General features: G+C 72.5%; 17 protein-coding genes. All 17 read left to right on the top strand.

The genetic code is table 11. The annotated features are described in order from the left end of the window. Nucleotides 1–78: 78 nt before the first annotated feature. A complete protein-coding gene (gene rpsK, locus OXG55_04800) occupies nt 79–471 on the top strand; it encodes a 30S ribosomal protein S11 (protein MCY4102576.1) in 393 nt (130 codons plus the stop codon). Next, nucleotides 471–1,088: a 30S ribosomal protein S4 gene (rpsD, locus tag OXG55_04795; GenBank protein MCY4102575.1), complete on the top strand. Its 618-nt coding sequence runs from the start codon at nt 471–473 to the stop codon at nt 1,086–1,088. The genes rpsK and rpsD overlap by 1 nt, the downstream gene beginning before the upstream one ends. Before the next feature lie 16 nt (nt 1,089–1,104). Further along, nucleotides 1,105–2,034 carry a DNA-directed RNA polymerase subunit alpha gene (locus tag OXG55_04790; GenBank protein MCY4102574.1) on the top strand — a complete coding sequence of 310 codons (930 nt, stop codon included), beginning with the start codon at nt 1,105–1,107 and terminating at the stop codon, nt 2,032–2,034. A gap of 13 nt (nt 2,035–2,047) precedes the next feature. Continuing rightward, nucleotides 2,048–2,401: a 50S ribosomal protein L17 gene (gene rplQ / locus OXG55_04785; GenBank protein ID MCY4102573.1), complete on the top strand. Its 354-nt coding sequence runs from the start codon at nt 2,048–2,050 to the stop codon at nt 2,399–2,401. 14 nt (nt 2,402–2,415) lie between these two features. Beyond that, complete coding sequence (gene truA / locus OXG55_04780) at nt 2,416–3,189, top strand: tRNA pseudouridine(38-40) synthase TruA (GenBank protein MCY4102572.1); 774 nt, start codon at nt 2,416–2,418, stop codon at nt 3,187–3,189. A gap of 62 nt (nt 3,190–3,251) precedes the next feature. After that, nucleotides 3,252–3,695 carry a 50S ribosomal protein L13 gene (rplM, locus tag OXG55_04775; GenBank protein ID MCY4102571.1) on the top strand — a complete coding sequence of 148 codons (444 nt, stop codon included), beginning with the start codon at nt 3,252–3,254 and terminating at the stop codon, nt 3,693–3,695. After that, a complete protein-coding gene (rpsI, locus tag OXG55_04770) occupies nt 3,692–4,084 on the top strand; it encodes a 30S ribosomal protein S9 (protein ID MCY4102570.1) in 393 nt (130 codons plus the stop codon). The genes rplM and rpsI overlap by 4 nt, the downstream gene beginning before the upstream one ends. A gap of 47 nt (nt 4,085–4,131) precedes the next feature. Then, on the top strand, nt 4,132–5,418 hold the full coding sequence (locus tag OXG55_04765) for a phosphoglucosamine mutase (GenBank protein ID MCY4102569.1): 1,287 nt from the start codon (nt 4,132–4,134) through the stop codon (nt 5,416–5,418). Beyond that, entirely contained in the window at nt 5,418–8,666 is a 3,249-nt protein-coding gene (locus tag OXG55_04760; protein ID MCY4102568.1) for an SIS domain-containing protein, read from the top strand. Before OXG55_04765 ends, OXG55_04760 begins: the two co-directional genes overlap by 1 nt. Further along, nucleotides 8,663–9,073: a holo-ACP synthase gene (locus OXG55_04755; GenBank protein MCY4102567.1), complete on the top strand. Its 411-nt coding sequence runs from the start codon at nt 8,663–8,665 to the stop codon at nt 9,071–9,073. The genes OXG55_04760 and OXG55_04755 overlap by 4 nt, the downstream gene beginning before the upstream one ends. Before the next feature lie 67 nt (nt 9,074–9,140). Continuing rightward, nucleotides 9,141–10,589 (top strand): NAD(P)H-hydrate dehydratase, encoded by a 1,449-nt coding sequence (locus OXG55_04750; GenBank protein ID MCY4102566.1) that lies wholly within the window; start codon nt 9,141–9,143, stop codon nt 10,587–10,589. Beyond that, a complete protein-coding gene (gene alr, locus OXG55_04745) occupies nt 10,589–11,749 on the top strand; it encodes an alanine racemase (protein ID MCY4102565.1) in 1,161 nt (386 codons plus the stop codon). The genes OXG55_04750 and alr overlap by 1 nt, the downstream gene beginning before the upstream one ends. A gap of 12 nt (nt 11,750–11,761) precedes the next feature. Further along, complete coding sequence (locus tag OXG55_04740) at nt 11,762–12,685, top strand: P1 family peptidase (protein MCY4102564.1); 924 nt, start codon at nt 11,762–11,764, stop codon at nt 12,683–12,685. A 104-nt stretch (nt 12,686–12,789) separates the two neighbouring features. Beyond that, nucleotides 12,790–13,383: a CoA pyrophosphatase gene (locus OXG55_04735; protein MCY4102563.1), complete on the top strand. Its 594-nt coding sequence runs from the start codon at nt 12,790–12,792 to the stop codon at nt 13,381–13,383. Then, the gene (locus OXG55_04730; protein ID MCY4102562.1) at nt 13,380–14,840 is read left to right on the top strand and encodes a pyridoxal-dependent decarboxylase; all 1,461 of its coding nucleotides are present in this window, start codon (nt 13,380–13,382) and stop codon (nt 14,838–14,840) included. The genes OXG55_04735 and OXG55_04730 overlap by 4 nt, the downstream gene beginning before the upstream one ends. A 57-nt stretch (nt 14,841–14,897) precedes the next feature. Continuing rightward, the gene (locus tag OXG55_04725; GenBank protein ID MCY4102561.1) at nt 14,898–16,061 is read left to right on the top strand and encodes a GuaB3 family IMP dehydrogenase-related protein; all 1,164 of its coding nucleotides are present in this window, start codon (nt 14,898–14,900) and stop codon (nt 16,059–16,061) included. Continuing rightward, complete coding sequence (gene guaA / locus OXG55_04720; GenBank protein ID MCY4102560.1) at nt 16,058–17,605, top strand: glutamine-hydrolyzing GMP synthase; 1,548 nt, start codon at nt 16,058–16,060, stop codon at nt 17,603–17,605. Before OXG55_04725 ends, guaA begins: the two co-directional genes overlap by 4 nt. Nucleotides 17,606–17,623 lie beyond the last annotated feature (18 nt).

The following is a 17,623-nucleotide window of genomic DNA, read 5'->3' as shown; positions in this document are numbered from 1 at the left end:
GGGGCGCCCCGCCACCACGACCGGTAGCCGCGCCCGGTGGCGCAGCATCGCACCGCTCACGAGACGCACCGAGGGGTTATGGCAGAGAGACAGGCACGGCGACCACGTCGGCGCGAACGCAGGAACATCGCGCACGGCGTCGTGCACATCAAGAGTTCCTTCAACAACACCATCATCACGGTCACCGATCTGCGGGGCAACGTCGTCGCTTGGGCGTCGGCGGGGAACGTGGGGTTCAAGGGTTCGCGCAAGTCGACCCCGTACGCCGCGCAGATGGCGGCGGAAGAGGTGGCGCGCCGGGCCATGGAGTTCGGCGTTCGCAAGGTCGACGTGCAGGTGCGCGGCCCGGGTTCGGGGCGCGAGACGGCGATCCGCTCGCTGCAGAACCTGGGGCTGGAGGTCACCGGCATCAAGGACGTGACCCCGGTGCCCCACAACGGGTGCCGGCCGCCCAAGAGGCGGCGCGTCTGATGTCCCGCTACACCGGACCGAAGGCGCGGGTGTCGCGCCGGCTGGGGACGAACATCTTCGGCACCAAGGGCGAGACGGTGGCGCTCGACAAGCGTCCCTACCCGCCCGGCGAGCACGGCCGCTCGCGGCGACGCACCACGGCCTCGGAGTATCTGCTCCAGCTCCAGGAGAAGCAGAAGGCCCGCTTCACCTACGGGCTCACGGAGCGGCAGTTCCGCAATCTGTACGCCGAGGCCGGCCGCCGCACCGGAGTCACCGGTGAGAACATGCTCACCTACCTCGAACTGCGGCTCGACAACGTGGTTTACCGCGCCGGTTGGGCGGCGACCCGCCCGCAGGCCCGGCAGTTCGTGCTGCACGGCCATATGTCGGTGAACGGCCGGCGTGTCAGCATCCCCAGCTACCGCGTCTCGGCAGGTGACGAGGTCGCCGTGAGGGAGAAGTCCCGGGCGATGGCGCCGCTGCAGTGGAACGTGGATGTGCTCGACCGGGTGCCGCCCGTCTGGCTCGAGGTCGTCGAGGAGGGGTTGGCGGCGAACGTGCTGTCGGCTCCCACCCGCGACCAGATCGACGTGCCGATTCGTGAGCAGTTGATTGTCGAGCTCTACAGCAAGTAGCGGAGCGAGGTTGCACATGCTTGAGATCAAACACCCCGCGGTCTCCGCGGCCGTCGCCGAGGTCAACCGTCAGAAGTTCGTCATCGGACCGCTCGACCCGGGATTCGGCCACACGATCGGCAACGCGCTCCGGCGCACGCTGCTGTCGTCCATCCCGGGCGCGGCGGTGACCCACGTCCGGTTCGACGAGGCGCTGCACGAGTTCGACACCCTGCAAGGCGTGGTCGAGGACATCTCCGACGTCATCCTGAACCTCAAGGACCTGGTGCTGCGGAGCCACAGCCCCGAGCCGGTGCAGCTGCGCATCGACGTCCTCGGGCCGGGCGAGGTGACGGGCGCACACTTCGATGTCAACCCCGACGTGGAGGTGCTTAACCCCGACCTGCACGTCGCCTCGCTCAACGGTCAGGCGCGGTTCGCCGCCGACGTCACCGTCGAGCAGGGCATCGGCTACAGCGGGGCGGAGAGCCGACCGTCGAGCGGCACGATCGGCGACGTCCCGGTGGACGCCCTCTTCTCGCCGGTGCGGCGCGTCTCCTACGAGGTGGAGGCGACCACCGGAGAGGACGTGGCAGCCGACGAACTCATCGTGGACGTGCTGACCGACGGCACGGTCACGCCGTCGGAGGCGATGGCCACTGCCGGTGGCATCCTGCGGCGGCTGACGCAACTCGTGGAGAACCTCGCCGAGGTGTCGTTGCCCGACAGTCTGGACCCCGCGGCGGCCACGGAGACATCGTCGGACCTGCTCCGCCCCATCGACGAGCTGGGGTTGTCGGAGCGGCCCCGGAACTGCCTGAAGAGGGCCCAGGTCACGACCGTCGGCGCGCTCCTGGAGCGGACGGCGCTGGAACTGCTGGCGATCCCCAATTTCGGTGAGAAGTCCCTGGACGAGGTGACGGCCCGTCTCGACGAGTTGGGACTCGCCCTGGCCTCCGAGGACTGAGGGAGCCGCAGCCATGCCCGGCCGACCCGCCAAGAGCCGCCGCCTCGGCGGCAGCGCCGCACACCAGCGCTCGATGCTGGCCAACCTCGTGGCGTCCCTCGTGGCGGCGGAGTCGATCGTCACGACCGAGGCCAAGGCCAAGGCGATGCAGCCCGTCGCCGAGAAGCTGATCACCAAGGCGCGCAAGGGCGGTCTGCACAACCACCGGCAGATCGTGGCGTTCCTCAACGATCGGGAGATCGCCGACAAGCTGATCTCCGACATCGGCCCTCGCTACGCCAACCGCGCCGGCGGTTGCACGCGGATCCTGCGGGTCGGTCCTCGCTACGGCGACAACGCCCCCATGGTCCGCATCGAACTCGTCTAGCGGCGCGCCGCGGCGTGGCCCGCCTGCGCCTCCTGGTTGCCTACGACGGCGGGGAGTTCCGCGGCTTCGCCCCCAACCCCGGCGTGCGCACCGTGGCCGGCGTGCTCGCCGATGCCCTCGAGCGGCGCCTCGGCTACCCGGTGCAGTTGACCTGTGCCGGCCGCACCGATGCGGGGGTGCATGCCCGCGGCCAGGTCGTGAGCCTGGACGTGGCCGACGAGGACGCCTCCACTGAGCGGCTCGAGTCCCTGCGCAGCGGCCTCAACCGCATGTGCGGGCCCGACGTGGCGGTCCTGGCGGCCACCCCGGCGCCGGCGGACTTCGACGCCCGTTTCTCGGCGCTGGCCCGGGCGTACCGCTACACGATCTGGAACGCCGCCGAGCCCGACGTGTTCCGCCGCTCCTACGCCTGGCACGTGCCCGAGCGCCTCGACATGGCTGCCATGGGCGACGCCGCCGACTTGCTGGTCGGCGAGCACGACTTCGCCTCCTTCTGCTCCCGGTCCGAGCAGGTCGTCGATGGTGAGGTGCGCGTGGCGCCGACGGTGAGGCGGGTGCTGCGCGCCGGCTGGAGTCGACCCCAGCCGGGGCTGCTGCTGTTCGACATCGAGGCGAACTCGTTCTGCCGGCAGATGGTGCGTTCGATCGTCGGCACGCTCACCGAGGTCGGGCGGGGCCGCCGTCCCGCCGGCGACATCCCCCGCGTCCTGGAGACTCGCGACAGGGCGGCCGCCGGCGGCGTGGCGCCGCCGCACGGCCTGTGCCTGGAGTCGGTGGCCTACCTCTGAGGTGCCCGTTGCCGACCACCGGCGGGGGGCCGATTTCGGCGGCGAGCCCGTATCCTTGTGCCGTGCGCACCTACAGCCCGAAGGCTTCAGAGACCGACCGCGCCTGGTGGGTCGTCGATGCCGACGGCCAGGTGCTCGGGCGCCTTGCGAGCGAGGTGGCAACCGTCCTGCGCGGCAAGCACAAGCCGACCTACACGCCGCACCTGGACTGCGGCGACCACGTCATCATCGTGAACGCCGACAAGGTCGTCACGACCGCCAACAAGTCCGACCGGAAGATCCTCTACAGGCACTCCGGCTATCCCGGGGGCCTTCGCTCGGAGACCCTCGGCGAAGCGATGCGGCGGCGCCCCGCCGAGGTCGTACGGCGCAGCGTGCGCGGGATGCTGCCGCACACCCGGTTGGGCCGGCAGATGCTGCGGAAGCTGAAGGTCTACGCCGGACCCGTCCATCCCCACGAGGCCCAGAGGCCACAGCCACTGCCGCTTCCCAGGAGAGCACCATGACACCGCCGCTCGTGCAGGCCACCGGTCGTCGCAAGCGCGCCGTCGCCCGCGTCCGCGTCCGGCCGGGCCAGGGGCGCGTCACCATCAACGGGCGAGAGATCGAGGACTACTTCCCGTCGCCCGCGCATCGCTCCCACGCCACCGAGGCCCTCAGCGTGACCGACACCGGATCGGTCTACGACGTGGATGCCACGATCTCCGGCGGGGGCCTCACCGGGCAGGCGGGAGCCCTGCGTCTGGGCATTGCCCGGTCGCTGGAGAGTCTCGACGCCGATTCCCGCGAGAAACTCAAGCGTGCCGGCCTGCTGACCCGGGATCCGCGCAAGAAGGAGTCCAAGAAGTACGGGTTGAAGAAGGCTCGGAAGGCTCCGCAGTACTCCAAGAGGTAGCAGCGCCTGCACCTCGCGGCGCCGCCGGCCGTCGCCGCGGCTCGATCGTGTTCGGCACCGACGGGATCCGAGGGCGGGCCTACCGGGACGTGACCCCGGAGGTCGCCGCCCGCATCGGCGCGGCAGTCGTCGAGATGTTCGACTGCGCGCGAGTTGTCCTGGGACACGATCCGCGATCCTCCGCGGGCGACTTGGTTCAGGGCCTGCTGCGGGGTTTGGGCGGCATCGAGGTGGACCTGCTCGGTGTGGCTCCGACGCCTGCGGTGGCGTTCTGCAGCGCCGCTGACGGGGTGCCGGGGATCGTCGTGTCGGCCTCGCACAACCCGTACCAGGACAACGGTGTGAAGATCTTCGGCCCGGGGGGACGCAAGCTCAGCGACGACGAGCAGGAGTGCGTGGCCGCCGCCCTGCGGTCCGGCGGCGAGGCGACAGGAGCCCTCGCCTCCGCCGGCGACGCCTCCGACCGGTTGGAGTCCTATCTCGACGCCGTGGCGTCCACCGTCCGGCCGGACGCCTTCGACGGGCTGCACGTCCTGGTGGACGGCGCCAACGGGGCGACTTCGGCGCTGGCGCCGGCGCTGCTCCGGCGCCTGGGGGCCGCGGTGCGAACCGTGGCCTGCGAGCCGAACGGGCGGAACATCAATGACGGCTGCGGGGCCGCCGCGCCGGCGCTGATCGCCGCCCGGACACGCCCCGGAGAGGTCGGCCTGGCGTTCGATGGCGATGGGGACCGGGTCGTGGCCTACGATCGGGGGCTGATCGACGGTGACCGCATCATCGCCCTGTGCGGGATCGACCGCCACGAGCGTGGCCGCTTGGCGGGTTCGACGGTCGTGGTGACGGTCATGAGCAACATCGGACTGCACCGCGCCATGGCAGCAGCGGGGATCGATGTCGTGACGGTGCCGGTGGGGGACCGGCATGTGCTCGAAGCGCTCGAGGCCGGCGGCTGGGAGTTGGGCGGTGAGCAGTCCGGGCATGTGGTGTTCCGGGATCTGGCTACCACCGGTGACGGTCTGCTGACAGCCGTGCAGTTGCTCGACGCGGCGGTCCGGCGCGGCGCCCCCCTCGGCGACCTGGCGGCGGCGGCCATGACCCGCCACCCCCAGGTGCTGCGGAACGTGAGGGTGTCCGGCGTTGCCGCCGACGTGCTGGCGGCGATCGAGCCTGCCGTGGCGCGGGCGCGGCAGGCGTTGGGAGAGACAGGTCGTGTCCTGGTCCGCTGCTCGGGCACCGAGCCGCTGATCCGGGTGATGGTCGAGGCCACCGAGGAGGCGGAGGCCGGCGCAGTGGCCGAGAGCCTGGCGGCCGAAGTGGCCCGCAGGTCCGGCTGATGTGCGGCATCGTGGCGGTGCTGAGCCGCCCGCCCAGCCGGCGGGCCCCGTCGCCCTCCGAGATCCTGGGGCTGCTCGCCGGCGACGCTGCAGGGGCTGACGCCGCCCGGCAGGTGGTGAGCCGGCTCGCCGGCCCGGCCGGCCTGACCAGCCTGGTACGGGACGCGGGGCTGCGGGCCGAGGTTGTGGCGGCCGCCGGGCGGCTCGGCGCCGGCGACGCCGCTCTCACCGACGCGATCTGGAGCATCCGCGAGGATCGGCTGGCCACCGCCGCAGCGGTGGCGGAGCTCCTCGGTGCCGACGCACCGGAGGCAACCGAGGAGGTCGTGGCGGGGTGGTGGGCGATCCAGGTGGCGCTCTCGGCGCTGGACCGCCTCGAGGTGCGCGGGCGGGACTCGGCGGGAGTCGCCGTGATGGTGACATCGACGGACCCGCCGGACGGGCCCCGTGGAGCCAGCGACCCGCTGGGCCGCTCCGGCAGCCGCTGGCGAGACGCCGGGGCGACGGTGCACCTCCACAAGACGGCGGTGGAGGTCGGCGAACTGGGCGACAACACGCGGGTGCTGCGGGCGGCGCTGGCCGGCGACGACGCCCTGCGGGCGACGCTGGCGCGTCCGGGAGCGCGCTGTGCGGTCCTGGCGCACACCCGCTGGGCCAGCGTGGGCCTCATCACCGAGCCCAACGCCCACCCCGTGGCCTCGCTGTCGGCTGACGGGGAACCCTGGGTCCTGGCGGCTGTGAACGGCGACATCGACAACTACGGCGCGATCGTGGGTCGCTTCGACCTGAGCTACCCCGCGGCTGTCACGACCGACGCCAGGGTGGCGCCGGGTCTGGCGCGCCGGTTGAGGTTCTCGGGGCGATCCGATCGGGCGGCGTTCGCCGAGGCCGTGGCGAGCTTCGAAGGATCCCATGCCATCGTCTCGCTCAGCAGCGACAACCCCGGCAACCTGCTGCTGGCCCGCAGGGGCAGCGGCCAGGCGCTCTACGTGGGACTCGCTCCCGATGCCTTCGTGGTGGCATCGGAGCCGTACGGGCTCGTGGAGCAGACTGGCGACTACCTGCGCTTCGACGGCGCCGACGCCGCAGGCAGCAGCAACGGCGAGATCGTCCGGTTGGAGGCCGCCGCGGCCGGCGAGAGGTCCGGAGTCGCACGCTGGTCCTACGACGGCGCCGAACTGCCACTGCCGGCGGCGACGCGGGCGGAGATCACCACACGCGACATCGATCGCAGGGGCTACCCCCATTTCCTTCTGAAGGAGATCAGCGAATCGCCCGAATCGTTCGCCAAGACGCTGGCGGGTCGGCTCGCCGGGGACCCGGGCAACCGCAGCGTCGTCCTGGACGGCGTCCTGCCGACCGGCCGGGAGCTGCCGCGCCGGATCGTGGTCATCGGCCAGGGCACCGCGGCGGTGGCGGCGCGGGCCGTCGCCGAGATCATCGGCGCCGAGTTGGCCGGCACCGGCGTGGAGGTGGTGAGCCGGCTCGCCAGCGAACTGTCGGGCTTCGACCTGCGCGACGACATGTCCGATCACCTGGTGGTGGCGATCAGCCAGTCCGGCACCACCACCGACACCAACCGCACCGTCTCGTTGGTCCAGGCACGGGGCGCCTGGGTGACCGGAGTCGTGAACCGCCGCGAGAGCGATCTGGCGGCCCGTGCCGACGGGGTGCTGTACACCTCCGACGGGCGGGACGTGGAGATGAGCGTCGCCTCCACGAAGGCCTTCTATGCCCAGGTGGCGGCGGGATTCCTGCTGGCCTGCGCCATTGCCGACCTGTACGGCGTGGCGGCGGATCCGGCGCGCCGCTCGGAGTTCCTCGGGGCACTCGAGCGGTTGCCCGAGGCCATGGCCGAGGTGCTGGCGGCTCGCCCCCGGATCGCCGACATCGCGCAGCGGCTCGCCCCGTCGCGGCGGCACTGGGCCACCGTCGGAAACGGCCGCAACCGGCTGGCCGCCGAGGAGGTGCGGATCAAGCTCTCGGAGTTGTGCTACCGGTCGGTGGCCTGTGACATCACCGAGGACAAGAAGCACGTCGACCTGTCGGCGGAGCCTCTCACCCTGGTCTGCGCGGCGGGCCTGGACCGCTCCACCGCCGATGACGTCGCCAAGGAGGTGGCGATCTACGCGGCGCACCGCGGTGCGCCGGTGACCTTCACCGATGACGCCGAGCTGGCCCGCGGGGCCGGGGAGGCGGTGCTGCTGCCGGCGGTCCACCCCGACGTCGCCTTCGTGCTGGCGACGATGGCCGGCCACCTCTTCGGCTACGAGGCGGCTCTCGCCATCGACGCCTGCGCCGAGCCGCTGCGGCACACCCGGGGCGCGATCGAGGCGGCGCTGGACGCCGAGCCCGACGGTGCCGTCGTCGACGCCGAGGCGACGCTCGCCTCCCTGGCGCCCGAGATCACCGCCGGCGCCGAGCAATTCGGGCGCCGCTTGCGAGACGGTGGCTATGACGGGCACCTTCCCGCGGCGACCGCCCTGCGGCTCGACGCGCTGTTCCGCTACGCGCTCGGGGTTCTGCCGCTGGCCGCGTTCGAACTCGACTTCGGCGAGATGGGCACGCCGGCGGGCGTCCTGGAGCGGCTGCTGGCGGGGCTCAGCGAGGCCATCGAGGAGTTGACCCGGCCGGTCGACGCCATCCGCCACCAGGCCAAGACGGTCACCGTGGGAATCTCCCGCAGCGAGGAGGCGTTGCTGCGGGTGCCGCTCACCGAGGCTGTCCAGGCCGCCGGCGCCGAGGCCGAACGCCTCAGCTACGACACGCTCTCGGCTCTGGCCGGGTTGGATCGGGCGGTCTCGCGAGTCACCGGCCACATCCGCTATGCCATCCACGGTGAGCGGATCGAGATCGCCGATCTTTCAGGGCTGGCGGCGAGGTTCGAGTCGCGGGTGGGCCGCGATCCCACCTTGCGGGGCACCAAGCGCCAGGTCAGCCGCGAGCGTCGGCTGCTGCTGACACGGGGACTGCGCGACGGGCGCCTCATCCTGCTCGTCCCCGAGATCAAGGGCGGCGACACGGTCGGCCTGGTGCTACTGCACGTCGATTTGCACGAGCGGCTGGAGCCCGCCGTGGCGGCCGACGTCCTGGGGCGCTACCGCGATCGTCTCAGCCGCCTGCGCTACGCGGTCACCGAGACCGAGGCCTCCTTCGACGAGGCGCTTCTCGCCGAGGTGCCGACCGAGGACCTATTGGTCGGAGATCTTGCTGCCGTGGCGGCACGCTGGCGCGGGGCGTCGCCGTGATCGGCATCGACATCGTGGACGTGCCGCGGTTTCGCGCCCTGCTGGCGCGCCGCCCGCGGGTTGCCGAGCGACTCTTCACTCCCGCCGAGCGGGCCTACGCCCAGTCCCGCGCCGATCCCACTGAGCGGCTGGCGGCGCGTTTCGCCGCCAAGGAAGCCGTGATGAAGGCGCTCGGTGCGGGCTTCGGGGATGTGGCGTTCAGGGAGATGGAGGTCGTGCGCGCTCCCGGCGGCCGACCCGAGGTGGTCCTGCACGGCCGTGCCGCGGACCGCGCCCGGCGCGCCGGCGTGACGGGATGGCACCTGAGCCTGTCCCACACGGCCACCTCCGCGGTGGCGGTGGCGGTGGCCGTGGGCACCGGCGGGATCGCCCCGCACCACGAGTCGGGGAGCGGGGAGGTGTCGTGATCCCCGTCGTCACCCCGAATCGTCATCCCGGCGGAGGCCGGGATCTAGCTTCCTGGGGCGACCCATCGTGATCCCCGTCGTCACCCCCGCCGAGATGGCGGCTGTCGATGCGGCCGCACCGGAGGGCGCCGACGTGCTGGTGGAGCGGGCCGGCGCGGCGGTGGCCGTGGCGGCGGCGGAGATGCTGACCGGGACCACCGAGGGCGCCGCGGCGGTGCTCGAGGCGGGACGACCCTCCTCTGCTCGCCGCAAGGCGCTGGCGGGGCGCCGGGTGGTCGTCATCGCCGGTCGGGGAAACAACGGGGCCGACGGCCGGGCCGCGTCCCGTCACCTGCAGCGGGCCGGCGCCGAGTGCCGGATCATCGCCCCCGACGACGCCGATGCCCCACCCTGCGACCTGCTGATCGACGCGGCCTACGGCACCGGGCTGAACCGGTCCTGGACCCCGCCTGCAGGCATCGAGGGCGCCGGCAGCGTTCTGGCTGTGGACATCCCCTCCGGCGTGGACGGCCTCACGGGGCAGGTGCGTGGCGGCGCCCCGGCGGCGGCGCGCACCGTGACGTTCGCCGCGCTCAAGCCGGGTCTGCTGCTGCAGCCGGGTCGCATGCTGGCCGGGTCGGTCAGCGTCGCCGACATCGGTCTGGATGTCGCCTCGGCGACCGTGCAGCTGCTCACGGAGGCCGATGTGGCCGACCTCTGGCCCCGGCGAGAAGTCGATGCCCACAAGTGGCGCTCCGCCTGCTGGGTGGTGGCCGGCTCGCCACCGATGCGCGGGGCGGCGTCGCTCGCCTCGCTGGCGGCGCTGCGGTCGGGGGCGGGATACGTGCGCCTCTCGGTGCCGGGCGGCGAGCCCGACGCGTCGGTCCCGACCGAGGTGGTCTTCGGCCGGCTGCCGGCCGCGGACTGGCACGAGCGGATGGACACCTCCCGGTTCGCATCGCTGGTGGTCGGTCCCGGCCTGGGAAGAGATCCGCAGACCGCCAGCGCGGTGCGTGCGCTGGTGACGCGAGCGACTGTGCCCCTGGTGCTGGACGGCGACGCCCTGGCGGCGCTCGGCGGCGACGCGGCGACTGCGCTGGCGGCGGCGCGCGCGCCGGTGGTGCTCACACCGCACGACGGGGAGTACGAGTTGCTGGCGGGGCAGCGGCCTGGTGCGGATCGTCTGGCGGCGGCGCGGGCGCTGGCCGCGACGGGCGCCACCGTGCTGCTCAAGGGATCCGCCACCGTCGTCGCCGCACCGGACGGCGCCGCCCGATTCGTGACCTCCGGGGATGCTCGGTTGGCCACCGCCGGCACGGGTGACGTGCTGGCCGGGATGATCGGCGCCCTGCTGGCGCAGGGTCTGACAGCCCTCGACGCGGCTGCACTGGCGGCTCAGGTGCACGGGATGGCCGGAGCGCTGGGCCCGCCGGTCGGCCTCATTGCCGGCGACCTGCTCGGAGCCATCCCCGCCGTGCTGGCCGGCGCGCTGGATCCGGCGCCCCAAGGGTTCGGCGGCGGGGCCGGGAGCCGTTGATGCGGCCCACCTCGGCGGTCGTGGACCTGGCGGCCGTCACCGCCAATGCCGCCGAGCTCGTCCGCCGGGCAGCCCCCGCCGAGCTGTGCGCGGTGGTCAAGGCCGACGGCTACGGGCACGGTTCCGTGGCCGTGGGCCGGGCCGCGCTGGCCGGTGGCGCCACCTGGTTGGGGGTGGCTCTCGTGGAGGAGGGCGTGGAGTTGCGCCAGGCGGGCGTGACGGCGCCGGTCCTGCTGCTGTCCGAGCCGCGGCCCAACGAGATGGTGGAGGTGGTGGCGCATGACCTGCGCCCCTCGGTGTACAGCCCGGAGGGTCTGGCCGCGGCGGCCGCGGCGGCCGCTACCGCCGGCCGTCACCTGCCGGTGCACCTCAAGATCGACACGGGCATGAACCGGGTGGGTGCCCGTCCCGCCGACGCCCCGCTGCTGGCGCGTGCCATTGCCGCCAAGTCCGACCTGCAACTGGAGGGCGTGTGGACTCACTGCGCGGTCGCCGACGAGTTGGACAACCCGTTCACCGAGGCGCAGCTGGAGCGCTACGAGCACGTACTGGGACTGCTGGCCGCCCGAGACGGAGTGCCGGGTCCGTTGCGGCGACACGCGGCCAATTCGGCACTGCTGCTGTCCGGGTGCCGCCCGGACGCCTCGCCGATCCGGCGCCGGGGGCGCTACGACATGGTCCGGGCCGGCATCGCCCTCTACGGCCTGTCGCCCGGGGCCGATCTGGTGGGGGACATCGCCGGGCTGCGGCCGGTGATGGGACTCCGGACCGAGGTGGCCTACGTCAAGACCGTTCGAGCCGGCGAGGCGGTCTCCTACGGACTCGCCCACCGGTTCGACTCTGATCGCCAAGTGGCGACGGTGCCCATCGGCTACGCGGACGGAGCGCGCCGTGACTACGGCCTGCGCGGCGGGCAGGTGCTCATCCGCGGGCGGCGCCGGTCCGTCGTGGGGACGGTCACGATGGATCAGCTCATGGTCGACTGCGGTCCTGACGAGGGTGCCTCGGGGGAGGGGGTGGTGGCCGGCGACGAGGTCGTCCTGATCGGCAGCCAGGGCGACGAGAGCATCGTTGCCGAAGAGGTGGCGGATCGTCTCGGCACGATTCCCTACGAGGTGGTCTGTGACATCGGCCGGCGAGTGCGCCGCCACTACCGCTGAGATGGGCACCCGGTGAACTCAGGCGTCGAGGCGCCGTCCCTGCCGGGAGTCAGCGTCGGCCACTGGACCCATCCCAGCGGCCGCACCGGCTGCACCGTTGTGCTGCTCCCCACCGGGACGGTGGCGTCGGTGGAGGTGCGCGGCGGCGCACCGGCCAGCCGGGAGTTGGATCTGCTGGCGCCGGAGCGGCTGGTCGAAGGTGCGGACGCGGTCGTGCTCTCGGGCGGCTCGGCGTTCGGCCTGGCGTCCGCCGACGGCGTCGTGCGCTTCTGCAGCGAGGCGGGTCGAGGCTTCCCGACGCCCGCCGGCCCGGTTCCCGTCGTCGCCGGCCTGTCGCTGTACGACCTGCGCCCCGGTGAGGCGCCGCTCTGGCCCGGTGCCGACGCCGGCTACGAGGCGGCACGGGCAGCGGTCCCGCCCGATGGCTGCGGTCCCGCCGGCGGCTGGCCGGTAGGTCGGATCGGTGCGGGCGCGCGCGCCACGGTCGGCGCCTGGGGTTCGGACCGCAGTCCCGCCGGGTTGGGATCGGCGCAACTGTCCTTCGACGCCGGAGGAGGCGAGGCGGCGGTCGTGGTGGCGCTGCTGGCCGTCAACGCCGCCGGGGATCTCGACGACGGCTCGGTGGCCGGTGCCCTGCGCCGCGGCGACTTCCGCCCGCCCGCCAAGCCCCCGCTGGGGACCGGCACGACGATCGGCGTGATCTGTACGAACGTGCGACTCAGCAAGACCCAGTGTCTGCTGGTTGCCCAGAGTGGCCACGACGGTCTGGCGCGCGCGCTCATGCCGGCGCACACCCGCTTCGACGGCGACGCGTTGATCGCCGCCTCCGTCGGCACCCTGGATGCCTCCCTCGACGCTGTGCGCGTCGCCGCAACCGTCGCCGTCGACGACGCGGTGCGGGCCGCGGTCGAATCGGGCCGGCAAGCCACCGGCTGATGCCGCCCGGCGCCCGAGGAGGCCCTCAGCACATCCCGCGACCGGCAGGTTTCCGGCCGGGCGCCGCGGCGCCGTGGGCCGACCTGCCGCTGCGGGCGCGTCGGGTGGATCTTGGTGCTCTGCGGGAGGTGCTCGGGGAGCGTCGGCCGAAGTCGGGCGGCGACGCCTTCGAGCGGCTCTCGGCCGTGCTCGTCCCGCTCTACGTGCACCGGGGCGAACCGCACGTGATCCTCACCCGCCGGGCGGCGCACCTGCGCACCCACAGCCGGGAGGTGGCGTTTCCGGGCGGAGGCCAGGAACCCGGTGATGCGGACCTCTGGGAGACGGCCCTGCGGGAGACCCACGAGGAGATCGGACTGGATCCGGCCACCGCGACCCGCATCGGCGAGCTGGATCCGTTCTTCACCGTGGGCAGCGACTCGCTCGTGCACTCCTACGTCGCCGAATTGTCCGCCGGCCGTCCCGCAGGGTTGCGGCCCGATCCCTCCGAGGTGGAGAAGATCCTCCACGTGCCGCTGAGCGAACTCCTGGCACCCGACGTCTACCACCAGGAACTCTGGCCCCGGGACGGGACGATGCGGCCGATCAACTTCTTCGAGATCCCCGGCGACACCATCTGGGGAGCCACCGCGGCGATCCTCCGGCAACTCCTCGTGATCGCCGTGGGCCTCGCGGCGCGCTGGACATCGGCCCCATGAACCCTCAGGAGCACGAGGCCGACCAAGGAGCGGCGACTCCGGCGGCGCCGCACATGACGCCCGACGAGTTGCGTCTGTGGGGTGAGCGGTTCCTGGACTGGGTGGCCGGCTACCACGAGCGGATCGAGAGCTTCCCCGTCCTCTCGCAGGTGCGACCCGGTGAGGTGGCGGACGGGCTGCCGCAGTCACCGCCCGCCGAGCCGGAGGGCTTCGACGCCGTGCTCGACGACCTCGAACGGGTCATCGTGCCGGGCCTCACCCACTGGCAGTCTCCGGGGTTCTTCGCCTTCTTCCCGACGCCGGCCACCGGTCCCGCCATCCTGGGCGACCTGCTGTCCTCGGGGTTGGGGGTGCAGGGCATGCTGTGGGCCAGCAGCCCGGCCTGCACCGAGCTCGAAAGCCGGGTGTTGGACTGGCTGGTGGAGTTGTGCGGCCTCCCACAGCGGTTTCGAAGCGACGGATCCGGCGGCGGGGTGATCCAGGACTCAGCCTCCAGCGCGGCACTGTGCGCCCTGGTCGCCGCCAGGGAGCGTGCGCTGAACACCGCAGCCGGCGCGACCATCGACGACCTGGTTGTGTACACGTCGCAGCACGCCCACTCCTCCATCTACAAGAGCGCCCGCATCGCCGGTTTCGGCGCCGACCGCGTCCGCTACGTCGGTGGCGACCCCACCCACGCCATGAGCCCGGAGGCCCTTGCCGCTGCCGTCATTGCCGACCGCGATGCGGGCTTGGTGCCGTGCGCGGTGGTTGCGACCGTCGGGACGACCTCCTCACTGGCCTTCGACCCGGTTGCGCGCCTGGCCGCCATCGCCGGGTCCGAGGGCATGTGGACCCACGTCGACGGCGCCCTGGCCGGCGCCGCCGCGGTCTGTCCCGAGTTCCGCTTCGTGAACCGGGGCCTCGCCGCCACCGACAGCTACTGCTTCAACCCGCACAAGTGGCTGCTCACCAACCTGGACTGCACGGCCATGTGGGTTGCCGACCGAGAGGCCCTCACCGGCGCCCTCAGCGTCACGCCGGAGTATCTGCGCAACCCCGAGAGCGAGAAGGGGACGGTGATCGACTACCGCGACTGGCAGGTGCCGTTGGGGCGCCGCTTCCGGTCGCTGAAGCTCTGGTTGGTGCTGCGCTGGTACGGGGCGGAGGGCCTGCAGGCCCATATCCGGTCAGGGGTGTCCTGGGCCCAGCAGTTCGCCGGCTGGGTACGCGAGCATCCCGACTTCTCCCTGGCCGCACCGGCGCCGCTCAATCTGGTCTGCTTCCGCCACCGGGGCGGCGACGAGTCCAACCGCCGCATCCTCGACGCGGTGAACGAGGCGGGGCGCTTCTACATCACCCACACCGTCCTCGACGGCCAGTACACGCTGCGCCTCTCGGTGGGGACCGTCGCAACCCGCGCCCACCACGTCGAGGCCGCCTGGGAGGCCATCACCGAAGCAGCCGCCCGGCTCTGAGAATTCCTGCCGGTCGGGGCGGCGCTGCCTATGCTCCCTGCAAGGGGAGGTGCGAGCGTGGCGGACATCGAGATCGGTTTCGGGAAGAGCGGTCGGCGGGCCTACGGGCTCGACGAGATCACCATCGTGCCCGCCCGGCGCACCCGCGACCCCGACGACGTGGACATCTCCTGGGAGATCGACGCCTACCGCCTGCCGCTGCCGCTGCTGGCCTCGGCCATGGACAGCGTGACCTCGCCTGAGACGGCGGGGCTCATCGGGAAGCTGGGGGGCATCGGCGTGCTGAACGTCGAGGGCCTCTGGACCCGCTACGAGGATCCGGCCCCGGCCTTCGAGGCGATCCGGAACGCGCCCGCTGACGAGGCCACGGCCCGCATGCAGGAGGTCTACGCGGCGCCGCTCATCCCGGAGCTGATCGGCGAGCGGGTGCGCCGGATCAGGGAGTACGCCCCCCTCGTCAGCGCTGCCGTGACGCCGCAGCGGGCGAGGAAGCTGCTGGACCACCTCGCCGCCGCCGAGGTCGACCTGCTGGTGATCCAGGGCACGGTGGTGACAGCCGAGCACAAGTCCAAGGCCCGCAAGCCGCTGAACCTCAAGAAGGTCGTGCGCGAGCTTCCCATGCCGGTCGTCGTGGGCGGTTGTGCCAGCTACGAGGCGGGGCTGCACCTCATGCGCACCGGAGCCTCCGGGGTACTGGTCGGCGTCGGACCCGGCGCCGCCTGCACCTCCCGCGGCGTTCTGGGCATCGGTGTCCCGCAGGCCACCGCCATCGCCGATGTGCGGGCCGCCCGCATGCGCCATCTCGACGAGACCGGCGTCTACGTGCACCTCATCGCCGACGGCGGTATGGCCACCGGCGGCGACATCGCCAAGGCGGTCGCCTGCGGTGCCGACGCGGTGATGCTGGGATCGCCGCTGGCGGCGGCCGTCGAAGCCCCCGGCGGCGGCTACCACTGGGGGATGGCCACACCGCATGCGGCGTTGCCCCGCGGGGCCCGTGTGCACGTGGGCCGGCGGGGGTCGCTGGAGGAGATCCTCTTGGGACCGGCCCGTGAGGCCGACGGGCGCAGCAACCTGTTCGGTGCCCTGTCGACCACGATGGCGGCCAGCGGCTACGCCACGCTCAAGGAGCTGCAGAAGGCCGACGTGATGGTGGCACCGTCGATCGCCACCGAAGGGAAGGCTCTGCAGCGCCACCAGGGCGTCGGCATGGGGCTGTGACGGCCACGGCGGAGGCCGCCGTGAGGCGCGGCGGCGTGCTGGTGGTGGACTTCGGCGCCCAGTACGCCCAGTTGATCGCCCGCCGGGTGCGCGAGGCCAGCGTCTACAGCGAGATCGTCCCGCACGACATCAGCGCGACAGGGGTCCGCCGGCGCCAACCGGCCGGGTTGATCCTCAGCGGCGGACCGGAGTCGGTGCACACCGCCGGCGCCCCGCGTCTCGACCCCGAGATCCTGTCGTTGGGGATTCCGGTGCTGGGCATCTGTTACGGGGCGCAACTCCTGGCCCACGAACTGGGCGGCAAGGTGGACCGCAGCGGCTTGGCGGAGTACGGGAGGGTGGAACTCCACGTGACCGGGCCGGGGACGGTCGTCTCCGCCGATCTGCCCGCCGACCAGCAGGTCTGGATGAGCCACCGTGACGCCGTCGTGCGGCCGCCCGAAGGCGCGGCGGTGACGGCCGTCACCGCCGACTCGCCCGCTGCCGCATTCGAGCATCCCGCCGGCCTCTTCGGCGTCCAGTTCCATCCCGAGGTGGCGCACACCCCCCATGGACAGCGCATGCTGGAGAACTTCCTGTACGAGGCGTGCGGCTGCGCCCCGGCGTGGACGGCGGACTGCATCGTCGAGACCTCCGTCGCGGCGATCCGGGCTCAGGTGGGCACCGGTCGTGCGGTCTGCGGACTCTCCGGCGGCGTCGACTCGGCGGTCGCCGCGGCACTGGTGCGCCGGGCCATCGGCGACCGACTCACCTGCGTGTTCGTCGACACGGGGCTCATGCGCGCCGGCGAGAGCGATCAGGTGCGCGACGTGTTCGGCGGCGACGGGTTCGTGTTCGTGGATTCCGCCGACCGGTTCCTGGCGGCGCTCGCCGGCGTCGCCGACCCGGAGGCGAAGCGGCGCATCATCGGCGAGTTGTTCGTGCGCATCTTCGAGGCGGAGGCCCGAGCCCTCGGTGACGCGGACTTCCTTGTGCAGGGGACGCTGTACCCCGACGTCATCGAGTCCGGCGGCGACGTGGCGGCCCGTATCAAGAGCCACCACAACGTCGGCGGGCTCCCCGCCGACATGCAGCTGGAGCTCGTGGAGCCCCTGCGGGACCTGTTCAAGGACGAGGTGCGGCTGGTCGGCGAGCAGTTGGGTCTGCCTCCCGAGGTGGTCTGGCGTCATCCGTTCCCCGGTCCCGGGTTGGCCGTGCGCATCGTCGGGGAGGTCACGCCCGAGCGGGTCGAGACGGTGCGCGCCGCGGACGCCATCGTGCGTGCCGAGATCCGCCGCGCCGGTTTGGACCGGGAGGTGTGGCAGGTGCTGGCCGTGCTGCTGGAGGTGCGCTCGGTGGGTGTCATGGGCGACGAGCGTACCTACGGTCACCCGATCGTGATCCGGGCCGTGACCAGCGCGGACGCCATGACCGCCGACTTTGCACGCCTGCCCTACGACGTGCTGGAGATCATGGCGAGTCGGATCGTGGCCGAGGTTCCCGGGGTCAACAGGGTCGCCTACGACATCACGTCGAAGCCCCCCGGCACGATCGAGTGGGAGTGAGTCGCCCCGGAGTGGCTT

The organism is bacterium (genome assembly GCA_026708055.1).
In the GTDB taxonomy this organism is placed as follows: Bacteria; Actinomycetota; Acidimicrobiia; order Acidimicrobiales; family CATQHL01; genus VXNF01.
Note: the sequence above shows the minus strand (reverse complement) of the source record. Positions and strands in the feature narration are given on the sequence as shown.